The 12,863-nt window shown below is 75.3% G+C and carries 5 protein-coding genes; 2 read left to right on the top strand and 3 right to left on the bottom strand.

Going from position 1 to position 12,863, the window contains the following annotated elements; all coding sequences use genetic code 11:
- Positions 1–71: 71 nt before the first annotated feature.
- Positions 72–407: a hypothetical protein gene (locus STRVI_RS14770; RefSeq protein ID WP_050993666.1), complete on the top strand. Its 336-nt coding sequence runs from the start codon at positions 72–74 to the stop codon at positions 405–407.
- A gap of 65 nt (positions 408–472) precedes the next feature.
- On the opposite strand, the gene STRVI_RS14765 is transcribed toward STRVI_RS14770, so the two are convergent.
- Together STRVI_RS14765 and STRVI_RS14760 are read right to left on the bottom strand one after the other, a co-directional pair.
- Positions 473–1,408, bottom strand: a complete 936-nt coding sequence (locus tag STRVI_RS14765) for an AurF N-oxygenase family protein (RefSeq protein ID WP_014056455.1) — start codon at positions 1,406–1,408, stop codon at positions 473–475.
- Positions 1,405–9,531: a type I polyketide synthase gene (locus STRVI_RS14760; protein WP_014056454.1), complete on the bottom strand. Its 8,127-nt coding sequence runs from the start codon at positions 9,529–9,531 to the stop codon at positions 1,405–1,407. Before STRVI_RS14760 ends, STRVI_RS14765 begins: the two co-directional genes overlap by 4 nt.
- 474 nt (positions 9,532–10,005) lie before the next feature.
- Between STRVI_RS14760 and STRVI_RS14755 the strand changes: the two genes are divergently transcribed.
- Positions 10,006–11,163, top strand: a complete 1,158-nt coding sequence (locus STRVI_RS14755) for an SDR family oxidoreductase (protein ID WP_014056453.1) — start codon at positions 10,006–10,008, stop codon at positions 11,161–11,163.
- 294 nt (positions 11,164–11,457) lie between these two features.
- Here the strand turns inward: STRVI_RS14755 and STRVI_RS14750 are convergent, their stop codons facing one another.
- Positions 11,458–12,828, bottom strand: coding sequence for a WS/DGAT domain-containing protein (locus tag STRVI_RS14750; RefSeq protein WP_014056452.1), 1,371 nt, complete (start codon positions 12,826–12,828; stop codon positions 11,458–11,460).
- Positions 12,829–12,863 lie beyond the last annotated feature (35 nt).

Here is a 12,863-nt window from a genome sequence, read left to right as displayed (position 1 = left end):
GAGCTCGCGGCCAGGTACGGACCAGAGGTGGCCGAAAAGCGCCCCATTGAGGCGTTAACCGAGCATGCCCAGTGCGGCGCGAGGCCCGGGCGCTGGACACGATCGACCGCCCCGGTCCGGGGGTGGCGGACAGCGTCCGGCTGCGCGACATCGAGGACTTCGTCTCCATCCGGGGCCGGTTCCGCAAGGCCGGGCAGACCCCCGAGCGCACCGACTTCCTCGCCCCGTACGGCGACCCGGAGGATCCGGCCGAGGGGCCGCAGGTCCGTGTCCTGTGCACCACGGACGGGCTGCGCAACGACGACAGCCACGAGGGCACGTTCCCGGCGCGCTGTCTGGGCAAGGTGCGGGACTGGAACCCGGGGACCGGTGAGCTGACCATCGAGGCCATCGCGATCTTCAGTTGACGTGCCGTGCGTCCGGGGGGTGTTCACAGCCTCCCGGGGGGCGTTCAGAGCCTCCCGGGGGGCGTTCAGCCCAGCAGCAGGCTCCGGCGCCATAGCGGGCGCTGGAGCCCGGTGATCATTCCGGCGTCGGTGAGGAAGGCGACGAGGCGCTCGCCCGCCCAGCGCATGGTCCGCCGGAAGTGCGGATTCGCGCGGGCCTCGCGGGCGGCGCGGCGCGGGTCGAGGCCCACGGCGCGGTAGATCGGGGCGTTGGTGTACGTGGTCATGGCCAGCATCGCGCACCAGGCGGTCAGTTGCCGGTGGAACTCCAGGACGGCACCCGACCTGCCGCGCCGGGCGTCCAGGAGTTCGGAGTGGGCGAAGCGGATGTGCCGTGACTCCTCCATCACGTGCAGGCGCGACACCTGCCGTACGAGGGGCTGCACCCGCTCGTCGCCCATGGCCTCCCGCTGGAAGCGGTCGTAGACCTCCTCGATCAGCAGGGCGGCCGCGAACAGGCTCGCGCCGCGCAACCGCGGGAGCACCGCCCGGCCCAGATGCCGGACGAGGGCGGGCGGTCGGTGGACCGGGCAGCCGAGGGTGCCGAGGGCCCGGCCGAACATGGCGACGTGGCGCGTCTCGTCGGCCACTTCGCTCAGCGCGTAGTGGGTGCGTGGCGACGCCGGGTCGCGGGCGGTCAGATAGCCGGTGAGCATCTGCATCAAGGTCAGCTCGAACCAGGTGGCCATGCTGATCATGTTGGCCCACTCGCTGCGGGAGAGCGCGAGGCGCCGCTCCTCGCTCAGCCGGTGCCAGGTGGGGGTGGCGTACAGCGACATCCGCTCCGGCTGGAGATACCAGTGACCGGGCTCGGGCGGGGCGTTCCAGTCGATGGCGAGGGCCGGGTCGTAGGTGTGCTTGGCCGCGGTGCGCAGCAGGCGTCCGGCCACCTCGGCCGGTGTCTGGCGTGGCGTGCCCGTCGGGGCGGGCGCGGACCGACCCGGCGGCTGTGGTGCGCTCACCGCGCCTCGCCTGCCGTGGGCGAGCGGTCCGGTCCGGCCTGGGCCGGGACGGGCAGCGGCCCGGGCAGCACGGGGGATGCCGTTGCGGGGCCGGGGATGCCGGGGCCGGGGATGCCGGGGCCGGTGCTCCCGGGACCCGGTGGGGCGTCGGGGGGAGCGGTGACCTGCAGTCCCAGCCGGAGCTGCACGATCCTGGCGAATTCGGCGATGGTGCCGTTGCTGCGCAGCAGTTCCATGGGCGGGATGTCGATTTCGTAGCGCTGGTTGAGCGAGACGAGCACCTGAGCGGCCATCAGGGAGTCCATGCCGTAGGAGTCCAGGCGCCGGTGCGGGTCGAGTGCCTCGTGGTCCATCTGCAGGACCTGCGCGAGCAGGCGGGTGAGCTGGTCCACGAGGTGGGCGAGGGCGGTCTCCTCGTCCATGAGGGAGAGCCGGCGCAGGAGTTCCTCGCGGGTGGCCTCCCCGTCCCCCACCTGGGGCGGTACGAGGTCGCCGAGGCGCGGGGCGCGCAGCAGGGGCAGCAGAACGGCGGCGCGCGACCAGTCCGTCCGGGAGACGCCCACCACCGCGGGGGCGTCCGGCCGGTCGTCGCCGAGCAGCCGTCGGCCGTGGTCGAGGGCGGTGTGGGGGGCGAGGGGCTCGATGCCCAGGCCGTGGAGGGAGTCGAGCAGGTCGTTGCGGGCCGCGTAGCCGATCTCGTCGATGGCTCCCCAGGCGAGGGTGAGCGCCGCTTCGCCGTGCCTGCGGCGCAGCCGGGCCAGGCCCTCCAGGTAGAGGTTGCCCGCCGTATAGGCCGACTGCTTGAAGTTGCCCACCATGGCGGTCGTGGAGGAGTAGCACAGGAAGAAGTCCAGCGGACGCCCGCGGGTCAGGGTGTCCAGAACGTGGGCCCCGGCGATCTTGGGCCGCAGGACGGCGCTCATCCGCTCGGCGGTCAGCTCGGCGAGGGGCGCGTCGTCCAGTGCCATGGCCGCGTGGACCACACCCCGCAGCGGATGCCCGTTCTCCTCGACGTCCTTCAGCACCCGGCGCATCGCCTCCGCGTCGGCGGCGTCCGCGGCGTACGCGGTGACCCGCACCCCGTCCGGGGCGAGCGCGTCGCGTACGGCGGCGGCCTCCGGACCGCGGTCCCCGCTGCGGCTCACGAGGGCGAGATGCCGGGCGCCGAGCCCGGCGAGCCACTGTGCGGTGGCCGCGCCGAAGCCGCTGGTGCCGCCCGTGACCAGATAGGAGGCGTCCGGGTCGAGGCGGGGTGCGCGGGGCGCGTTGGGCGTCCTACGCGCGGGTGGAGAAGCGGACCAGGAGGCTGGTTCGACGGCGCAGGGCTCGTCCAGCGGGTCGAACGTGACGACGACCTTGCCGATGTGACGTGAGTGGCGCATCAGCACGAAGGCGTCCGCCACGCGTGCGGCGGGGAAGACGGTGTGCGGCAGCGGCTGGAACTCCGGGCCCTTCTCCGACGCCTGGCCGTCCCCCAGGGTCCGTCCCACGTCCTCCAGGAGGTCTCCCAGCAGCCGGGGGTCGCGCAGCACGGTGGTCAGATCCACGCCGTGGAAGGAGATATGGGAGCCGAAGGGGCGCAGCGGCAGGGTCCGGTCCTCGTAGAAGTCGCGCTTGCCGAGTTCGATGAAGCGGCCGCCGGGGCGAAGCACCTCCAGGCCCCGCGCCAGGGCCTGTCCGGAGAGGGAGTTGAGGACGATGTCCACTCCCCTGCCCCCGGTGAGATCCATGACCTGGACGGTGAAGTCCAGCGAGCGTGAGTCGAGGACGTGTGCCACACCGAGTGCGCGCAGCAGGTCGCGTTTGGGCTCGCTGCCCGCCGTGGCGATGACCGTGGCGCCGTGCGCCCGTGCGTAATGGAGGGCCGCGAGACCGACGCCACCGGCCGCGCCGTGCACGAGCACGGTCTCCCCCGCCCGCATCCGGGCGGTGTACAGCAGGCTGTAGTGGACGGTGCACAGGGCGACGGGCACGCTCGCGGCCTCCGCGAAGGTGACTCCCGCGGGCATCGGCCACAGGTTGCGGGCCGGGCTGACCACCTGGGACGAGAGCGCCCCGGTCAGCAGCCCGACGACCCGGTCCCCGGGCGCGAAGCGGTCCACGCCGGGCCCGCAGGCGGTGACCACGCCCGCGCATTCGAGGCCGAGGTTCTCCTCGCGGGGGCTGCCGGCCAGCGCCTCCGTGGGCAGCAGCCCGACCGTCTGCATGATGTCCCGGTAGTTCAGGGAAGCCGCGCGCACCTCGACGACCACCTCCCCGGGACCCGCGACCGGTGGGGGGATCTCCTGCCAGGCGAGGCGGTAGGAGAGGCCGGGCCTCCGCACCCGCAGGGCGAACGGCGGCGGGGCCGCGCCGTTGGCGAGGGGGACGGCGGGCGGCAGGGCGTGCTCGCGCGGGACGAAGCGGTCGTGTGCGGTGAGCACGATCTCGTCCTCGTCGTCGGCGGTATCGGGGGCGTCGGGGGCCTCGGTGTCGAGCAGTTCGCGGACCAGCCGGGCGGCGTCCGCGGCCGGGTCGTCGCCCCGGCACAGGCTCAGGCGGCGCCCGCGCAGATCGGGTTCCTCGTTGGCCAGGCAGCGTGCCACGCCCCAGGCGGCGGCGTCGGTCGGGTGGGTGATCGGTCCGGGGGTGGCCTCGGCGCCGTGCGGCCGGGTGACGAGCCACAGCCGGACCCCGGCGGGCGAAGCGAGGGACCGGTGTGCCTCCGCGACGGCCCGCAGCGTCTGGCCGGCGTGGGTGGCGCGGGCGACGGCCTCCTCGGCGTCGTCGGGTTCGGCGCCGCCCAGGATCAGGACGACGGTCGTCTCGCCGGTGCCCGCCCCGGTCAGCGCCCGGGTCCACGCGGCGGCGTCGGTGTGGGCGTCGGTGACGACGCTGTGCCCGGCGCCGTGTGCGGTCAGCGCCTCGGTGACGGCGTGGGGCAGTGGGTCGTCGGCCGTGTCGCCGCAGACGATGTACGCGGCGGACGGGGCGGGGGGTGGCGGTGCGGCGGCGGGGGCGGGGGCGCCACCGGCCGCGGCGAGGAAGACGGAGGCGTGGTCGCGTCCGGGCGGCGCGGTGTCGCCGGTGCGGGCGCAGGAGGTGAAGCCGCACCGGCGCAGGAGCGCGGGCCACTGCTCACGGGCCAGCAGCGGGGAGCCGGGCCGCAGGCCGGTGTCGGTGCGGTGGTGGAAACTGTCGAGGGCGCCGAAGACGGGGAGCAGGATCTCCGGCTCGTGGCATTCGAAGGCCAGCAGGTGTCCGCCGGGCGCGAGGAGCGAGGCCACGCGGCCGAGGGCGGGCTCCAGGTCCTTGGCCGTGTGCAGCGCGTTGGCGGCGACGACGAGGTCGAAGCCCTGTGGGTGGTAGCCCTGTTCGGCGAGGTCCCGGTCCAGGTCGAAGGTGCCGTACTCGACGAAGTCGTAGTCGCCGAAGCGGTTGCGGGCGCGGGCCGGACAGGCCGGTGAGACATCGGTGTAGCGGTAGCGGGTGCGGTCGGCGGGCAGCAGGGGCAGCAGCGCCGCGGTCATGCCGCCGGTGCCGGCGCCGATCTCCAGGACGCGCAGGGCGCGGTCGGCGGGCCAGTGGGCCAGCAGGGCGCGGAGCAGGGCCTGCGCGAGGCGGTTGTGGAAGCCGGAGATCGGCGCGGTGTCGTAGTACTGCTCCAGGAGGTGCCCGGCCGATTCGGCGCTGAGCAGTGCCAGGGCGCTCGCGCGGCCGGTGAGGACGTCCGCCAGGTGCCGGGTCAGGTGTGTCGCCAGGGCGATCCGGTGCACATCCCCGGGTGCCCGGACGAGGGCCTCGCGCACCGGCGGCGGGGTGTGGCGGGCGTCGGGCGTCAGGCACCGGCCGCCGGGGGTCTCGGTGAGCAGACCGCGGCGCAGCAGCAGGGGTTCGAGCAGGGCGATCAGGGGGCGGTGCCGCTCCTCCATACCGGCCGCCACGAGGGCGTCGGCGGTGAACGGCGCGGCGGGGTCGGGCAGCAGCCGGGCCAGCGCGGCGGCGGCCGAGCGCGCGGTCAGCTCCTCGTCATGACGCGAGGTCAGGTCGTACCGGGCTTCGCGCCACCGCTCCCGTACGGCGTCCAGGCGCGGGGCGGCGTCCCGGAGGATGGCCTCGGGGGGCGGCAGGGGTGAGGGCGCGGCCGGGAGGTGGGCGCGGGGAGCGGCCCGCGGAACGGTGTGGTGGAGGGTGACGGGGGTGGTGCGGGCGATCGGGAAGAGGCGCAGCCGGCACTCCTCCAGGCGGGCCGTGACGGTGCCGTCGGCGTCCGCGACGGTGATGTCCCAGCAGACCTCGCTGTCGGTGGCGTCGCGTTCGGTGACCCACATGATCCCGGTGGGCGACGGCGCCGACCACACCCGCACCGCGCCGATGGACGCGGGCAGATAGGCGCCCCGCTCCCGCAGCCGGTCGTAGAGGAGGGCGACACCGGTCTGGAGGGCTCCGTCGAGCAGCGCCGGATGCGCGGTGTACGGGGCGCTGCCGGGGGTCTCGTGCCGGTAGGTGGCGACCGAGGTCCGCGCCCCCAGGCGCACCTCGTCGAGCATCCGGAACGCGGGCCCGTAGACGAGCCCCACCTCGGCGCAGGCGGCGTAGTGTTCCTCGCCGCTGACGCGCGTCGCGCACCGGGCGCGCAGACGCTCCGGGTCGACCGGCTCGGGCCGGGGGCTCAGCAGCGGGCGCACCCGGGCCCGCGCGTGCGCCCGTGGCTCCGGGCCGCGCTCGTCGGTGCTGGTGACCGTGGCGAGCGTGGTGTCGGGGTCGAGGCCGACCCGCAGCCGTACGGCGGAGGCGTCCGCCCACGGCACCACGAGGCTGGCGCTGACGTCGAGGTGTGCCACCTCCACCGGCCGTCCGTGCACGGCGCGCCCCGCGGCGAGAAGCGCTTCGGCGTATCCGGTGGCCGGCATGACGACCGATCCGCCCAGCCGGTGGTCGGCGAGCCAGGGCACGAGGACGGGCTCGATCGCGCCCTCCCAACTGGGGACGGCGGTGGGCATGCGCTCGCCGAGCAGGGGGTGGACGATGACGCCGTCCCCGCTGGAGTTGGCCCAGGAGCGGGGGGTGCCGGACCAGTGGCGCTCGTACTGCCATGGGTAGGCGGGGAGCCGGGTGACCCGGCCCGGCACCGGGAAGTGCCGGGTGAGATCGGCCGCGGCCCCGGCCGCGAGCGCACCGGCCACCGCCGCGCCGAGAGCGGCGGGGCCGTCCGCCCCGCGGCGCAGGGTGGGCAGAACGACAGTGTTGCCGGTGCCGGTGCCGGTGCCGATACCGGTTCCAATGCCCCTCCCGATGCCGGTCTTTCCGCGCCGGGACGCGACGCGCCGGAGGTAGGCGCGCAGGACGGGATGGGGCCCGATCTCCAGGAGGACGCCGGCCCCGTCCGCGAGGGCGCGCCGCACCGCGTCCGCGAAGAGCACCGGGCGGCGCACGTTCTGCCACCAGTACGCCGCGTCCAGATCGGTGCCACGGGCGCGGAAGCCGGTGACCGTCGAGTAGAACGGCACCCGGACCGGCGACGGCGTCATGTCGGCCAAGCCAGCACGGAGTTCGTCCTCCGTGGGGTCCATGTGGCGACTGTGGAAGGCGTAGTCGAGGCCCAGATCGCGGAAGAAGACGCCCTCGGCGGCGAGTTCCGCGCCGAGCAGGTTGAGGGCCTCGGTCTCACCGGCCACCGTGACGTCCTCGGCGCTGTTGACACCGGCGAGCTCCAGCTTCTCCCCGTACCCGGCGAGGGCCTTCGCGGCCCGGTCGGCGGACAGCCCGACGGCGGCCATCCGGCCACTGCCGGCCGTGGTCCCCTGCACCCGGCCGCGTTCGGCGATCACCCGCGCCGCGTCCGGCAGGGACAGCGCTCCGCACGTGTGGGCGGCGGCCACCTCCCCGACGCTGTGGCCGACGACCATGGCGGGCTCGATGCCCCGGGCGCGCAGCACCGCGGTGATGCCCAACTGCACGGCGAACAGGAGGGGCTGGGCCACCTCCGTCGCGGCCAGGTCCGCCTCCCCGGCGTGCGCGGTGAGGCGATCGGCCACCGACCAGCCCAGACGGGGCGCGAGCTCGGTGTCGGCCTCGCACACCGCGCGCCGAAAGACGGCATCGGCGTCGAAGAGGTCCGCCCCCATGCCCGCCCACTGCGAGCCGTTCCCACAGAACACGAAGGCGACCCGCCCACTTTCGGCGGCCGCGCTCACCGCACCGGGGGCGGCCGGCGCGGGGGTGCGGGCGGTGGGTTTGCCGCCGGGCGCGGTCGGCTCGCCGGTGGGCGCCATCCGCTTCCCGCCGGGCGCAACCGACTCCCCGATGGACGCGACAGTCCCACCGATCGGCACTGCCGACTCCCCGCCGGGCGTGACCGACTCACCGATCGGCACGACCGGCTCCCCCGCGAGGGCAATCGGCACCCCGCCGGATGCGACCGACTCCCCGGCGTGCACGGCCAACTCCCCGCCGGGCGCGGACGGCTCCCCGCCGGGCGCGGCCGATTCTCCGGCGGGCGCGGACGGCTCCGCGGTCGGCGAGGCCGACTCCCCAGTGGGCGCGGCCACCTCACCACCGGAACCGCCGACACCATGCGGCCCCGGCTCGGGCTCCGGTGCCGTCAAGGCGCGCAGTGCGTGTGCCGCTTCCTCAGGCGTGGTGGCCCAGACGACGGCGCGGTGTTCGTGGCGGCCACGGCGGAGGCAGGAGGTGTGGGCCAGGTCGTAGAAGTCGGCGGGGGTCGTTTCGTCCAGGTGGGCGGCCGTGGCCTCGGCCGCCTCCGACAGGGCCTTGGCGGTGCGGGCCGAGACGAGCAGGGGCACCGGTGAGCGCGGGGGGCGCGGGCGGTCCGGCGCGGGCGGGGGGTCGGCCACGATGGCGTGGGCGTTGGCGCCGCCGAAGCCGAAGGAGTTGACCCCGGCGACGGCGCGCCCGCCGGTCGTGGCGGGGGCGAGGGCCGTGGACCGGGTGGTGAGCCGCAGTCCGAGGCCCTCGAAGTCGATGTCGGGGTGCGGCGGTTCGGCGTGGAGGGAGGCCGGTGCGGTGCGGTGCCGCAGCACCAGGAGGGCCTTGAGCAGACCGGCCATGCCGGACGCCGGCTCCAGATGGCCGAGGTTGGTCTTCACCGAGCCGAGCGGGAGGGCGCCGGAGATCCGGCGTACGCCGAGAGCCCGGCCGATGGCGAGGGCCTCCAGCGGGTCGCCGACCGGGGTGCCGGTGCCGTGCGCCTCGAAGTACACCAGCTCGTCGGGGTGCACCCGGGCGCGGTCGTAGACCTCGCGCAGCAGCCGTTCCTGCGCCTCGGGGCTGGGCAGCGCAAGACCCATGGTCCTGCCGTCGCTGTTGCTGCCGGTGCCCAGGACGAGTCCGTGGATCCGGTCGCCGTCGGCCACGGCGTCCGACAGCCGTTTCAGCAGCACCACGCCGCCACCCTCGGCCCGTACGAACCCGTCCGCCTGTGCCGAGAAGGAGGCGCACCGGCCCCGCCGGGAGAGCATCGACGCCTGCGAGAACCCCACGTAGTGGAACGGGCTGAGCAGCACATTGACCCCGCCGCAGACGGCGGCCCGGCCACCGCCCTCCCACAGGGTGCGGCAGGCGCGGTCCAGGGCCACGAGGGAGGAGGAGCACGCGGTGTCGATCGCCATGCTGGGGCCACGCAGATCGAAGGCGTGCGAGACCCGGTTGGCGGCGATCGACGAGGCGGCGCCCGACATGGTGTAGGCGCCCACCGTGCGCAGCGCGGACATCTGGAGCGCGCCGTAGGAGGCGTCGGAGATGCCGACGAAGACCGCGGTGTCCGAACCGGCCAGCGTGGCGGGGTCCACGGCGGCGTCGTCCAGCGCCTCGGCGGTCATCTCCAGCAGCAGCCGGTGCTGGGGGTCCATGTGGGCCGCTTCCTTGGGGGAGATCCCGAAGTAGGCGGCGTCGAACCCGGCCACGTCGTCGAGGAACCCACCGGCCGCGGTGTACGACTTGCCCCGGCGCGGCACGGCGGGGTCGGTGAACAGGCGGGCGTCGAACCGGTCCGCGGGCACCTCCCCCACCAGGTCCCTGCCCTGCTCCAGGGCCTCCCAGAGCCCGTCCAGGTCCCGGATGCCGCCGGGAAGCCGGCAGGCCGCCCCCACCACCGCGATCGGTTCGGCCTCGTCCTGACGCATACCGGGGCCTTTCTCCAGTCACTTCGCGACACCGGCGGGAAGCCCGCGTCACGCTCTCGGCAGCGACGCACACTAGGCCAGACGGGCCACCGCCGAGGCCGCCTGTACACCCGTTGGAGGGAACGGCGGCGAAGTGCACTCGGTGAGGTGAACGGAGCCGGCCCGGGCCGCTTAGCCCATTCGGGTGATGTGCGTCGACGGGGCCCGTACAGAGCGCGTGTACAGAGCGCGTGTACAGAGCGTGCGTACGGCGGGCCGGGCGGCGCGGCGGGGTGCGGTCGGTGTGGTGTCCTCGGCACGCGCCCCGGCGGCGGTCCCGGCGCGGACCCGGCGCGGTCCCCGTGCGGTCCCGGCGCGGTGGGATTCGCCACCGGATCGCCTGGCCCTCGGATCCGCTGCCGGTTCGCGCCGCCGGATCCCCATGCCCCTCACCCGCTCACCCGCTCACCCGCCCTTCGACGTCTGGAGCCCGCCATGGCCGTACTCTTCACCGGCGCGACCGGTTTCCTCGGCAGCCGCATCCTGCGCCACCTGCTCGCCGAGGACGGCGACGACCGGCCCGTCACCGTCCTCGGCCGGGGCGGGGAAGAGAGTCTGCGGGCGCGGATCGAGACGGCCCTCGACGGGCTCGACGGCCTGGCGGGCGCCGCGACGCCGCGCGGGCGCCTGCGGTACGTGTCCGCCGACCTCACCCTGCCCGGCCTCGGCCTGACCGACGACGACCGCCGCGCCCTCACCGACGCGTGCTCGGTGGTCTGGCACTGTGCCGCGCACCTCGCACTGCACGACGACCCGGTGCCGCTCTTCAAGGCGAACGTCCTCGGCACCCGACGCGTCCTCGACCTGGCCACCGAGGCGGCCGGGGCGCGGGTCGTCCACCTGAGCACGGCGTACGTCGCCGGGGGACGCGCCGAGGGGCATATCCGCGAGGTCGACCTGGACGGCGGCCACGGCTTCCTGACGCCGTACGAGGAGAGCAAGTACACCGCCGAACGCGCGGTGCACGCCTGGAGCGCCCGCACCGGCCGGGGCGCCACGATCCTGCGGCCGTCGCTGCTCGTCTCCGACCGGCCCGTCCACGGCAGCGGGCAACGCCAGCCGCTGGCGGTGCTGGCGTTCCTCCTCCACGAGGCGCTGCGCCGCAGGGCCGAGGACGACCCGGCGCTCGCCTCCCTCCTCGACGGTGGCGACGCCCACGGCAGCGGTCTGCGGGTGCGGGTCCGCGCGGGGGGCGGCGGGGCGCTCAACCTGGTCCCGGTGGAGTACGCGGCCCACGCGGCGGTGTGCGCCGCGCGGGCGGCGGCGGCCCGTCCGGGCGCCACAGCGGGGGTGCGCACGGTGCACCTGACCCATCCGCACAACACGCCCTTCGCGACGGCCGTGAAGGTCCTGGAGCGGCTGTACCCGGGGCTGTCCCTGGACCTCGTGGACGACCTGGACGACCCGGATTCATACGAGTCGCTGTTCGCGCACCACCTGGCCTCGCTGCTGGTCTTCACCGCACAACGCAGGACGTATGACCGGAGCAACCTGCTCCAGGACGCGGCGGACCTGCCGGACCCCAAACCCCTTGACGCCGCCTACCTCGCCGACGCGACTGGAGAGGCGGTCGCACCCGCACCGGCCGCCTGAACCCACCCCCACAACTCGGCGGCCCGGCGGGGCGCGGGGGCGGGGGCGGGGGCGGTGAAGCCAACGCTGCTCCACGATACCGACTGACCCCCGACCCCAAACTCCTGGACGCCACCTACCCCGCCGACGCGGCCGGAGAGGCAGTGGCACTCGTCCCGGCAGCCTGACCAGTCCCCCACGACCCGGCAGCCCGCCGGGGCGCGGAGGCGGTGAAGCCAAGCCCGGGACGTACCACCGGAGCAACTTGCTCCACGACACGGCGGGCCTGCCCGACCCCAAGCCCCTGGACGCCACCTACCTCGCCGACGCCGCCGGAGAAGCGGTCGCACCCGCACCGGCCGCCTGACCCCTCCCCGACGGCCCGGTCGCGGCGAGCACCCGCAACTCCCCCAGCCAGGCGGCGGCGAACGACTCGGCGGCCCGGCGGGGGTCGGTGGTGGTGAAGCCGGCCACGGCCTGGTCCTGGGCGGTGGCCAGGACGCTGGACAGGCGGTGTCCGGCCGGGAGGAAGTTCAGTGGCAGCATGCGCCGGACTCGCCGCCCGGCAACTTCCAGCGGGGACGAGGGGCCCCGCACATTGCTGGCGAGCAGGGTGGCGCGGGCCGGGTCGAAGTACCGCTCGAAACACCATCCCCCGGCCGCGGCGGGGACGGACCGGAACACCGCGCGCACCAGCGGATGGCGCAGGGCGCGGGCCCGGCCCGCCGTGCGGGCGGCGACCAGGGCGAGGCGCCGTCCGGCGTCGGGCTCCGCCACGGGGAGCGGGATACGGAGCGGGATGTGGCGGTTCCGCAGCACGGCCGCGTCCCCCGGGCCCCGGACGTTCACCGGGACCAGGGCGCGCATCTGCCCGTCGGGGCCGTGGAGTCCGGGCCGGGTGCGCAGCGCCCCGCTCAGCGCGGCCAGGTATACGTCGTTGACTGTCGTGCCGTGGCGGCGGGCGATGCCACGCAGCAGCGCGAGGTCCGTCTCCGCGCAGGCGTAGGAGAGGGTGGCGGGCGGGCCGCCGTCGGCTTTCGCCGCGCTCCCCCGGCGCCGCTCCAGCAGGGGTGTCCCGCACAGCCAGGCCGCGCGCAGCGGATCGGTGACGGCACGGTGCGGGGCGCCGCGCGCCCGCCACGGTTCGGCCCGCGCGGGGGACACCGTGGCGGCGTCCGGGCCACGAGCGTCCGGGCCATCGGCGCCCGGGCCATGAGCGCCCGGGCCATGAGCGTCCGGGCCGTGGGCGCCCATCCAGGCGGCCAGTACGCCGACCACTCCCGCCCCGTCGAGCAGCCGGTGATCCGCCCGCCACACCAGGGCGGACGTGCCACCCGGCAGTCCCGCCACCGTGGAGCAGGACCAACGGTGCGGCTCCAGCGGTCTGGCCAGCGCCTCATGCGCCACGTCGGACAGGCCCCGCTCCCGCTCCGGACCGGCCTCGGCGTACTCGTCCGCGCCACTCCACGGGCCGCCGTCCGAGGGCCCGGTGCCCAGCAGTTCCGCCACCGGCCTCAGCGAGGCGGCGAGTTGGTGCCGGTCGGGAGGAGGGCCCTCCAGCTCCAGCACCACGCCGATGGTCAGTCCGGTACCGGGATGCGCCTCCCCGTACGCCACGAGAGCCGCGTCCGGAAACGGCAGTTTCCCCACCGGCTTCCCGGTCGGCTCCTCGAGCTTCCCCGTCATCCTCCACCGCCCCTCCGCCGGTGACACCGACCGGC

This window comes from Streptomyces violaceusniger Tu 4113, from assembly GCF_000147815.2.
Taxonomy (GTDB): domain Bacteria; phylum Actinomycetota; class Actinomycetes; order Streptomycetales; family Streptomycetaceae; genus Streptomyces; species Streptomyces violaceusniger_A.
The sequence above is the reverse complement of the archived record's forward strand: the minus strand, read 5'-3'. Positions and strand labels throughout refer to the sequence as shown.

Excerpts from the sequence above, each read along its gene's own strand:
- STRVI_RS14760 (WP_014056454.1), bottom strand. The coding sequence starts at position 9,531 with ATGCGTCAGGACGAGGCCGAACCGATCGCGGTGGTGGGGGCGGCCTGC.
- STRVI_RS14755 (WP_014056453.1), top strand. The coding sequence starts at position 10,006 with ATGGCCGTACTCTTCACCGGCGCGACCGGTTTCCTCGGCAGCCGCATC.
- STRVI_RS14750 (WP_014056452.1), bottom strand. The coding sequence starts at position 12,828 with ATGACGGGGAAGCTCGAGGAGCCGACCGGGAAGCCGGTGGGGAAACTG.